The 409-nt window shown below is 59.7% G+C and carries 1 protein-coding gene; it reads right to left on the bottom strand.

Annotated features, from left to right (window positions below):
- Window positions 1-196: 196 nt before the first annotated feature.
- A partial coding sequence (locus tag D7X55_RS47125; RefSeq protein WP_147470537.1) for an aldo/keto reductase occupies window positions 197-409 on the bottom strand: 213 nt, incomplete at its 5' end.

Raw genomic sequence — 409 nt, forward strand, 5'->3', positions numbered from 1 at the left:
CATGAGCATCTGGACTCGTGCGAGGGACGAGTCAAATGATAATGATTCTCAGTTGACAATCAACAACCATTCTCAATTTGATTGATGAGATTAATGATCAAATTCTGAAATTCGATAGATCATGTCAATCAAATGGCGACGCAGCCGTGTAGAGTCGACTCTACCGAGGCCCCCGAGGCCCGCTCGGCCCCGGGGTTCAGACAAAGACCGTTTCGACCTGCGCCCAGCCGGCGGCGTCGACCTGCTCCAGCACCTCCAGCGCCTGCAGGTTCTGCAGCAACTGGCTGACCCGGCTGGCACCGAGGATCACGCTGGAGACGTTCGGGTTGCGCAGGCACCAGGCGATGGCCAGCGTGGCCGGCGTCTGCCCCAGCGCACGCGCCATCTCGCTGAAGCGGCGCACCTGGGC

The sequence above is a fragment of the Corallococcus sp. AB049A genome (assembly GCF_003668885.1).
GTDB lineage: Bacteria > Myxococcota > Myxococcia > Myxococcales > Myxococcaceae > Corallococcus > Corallococcus interemptor.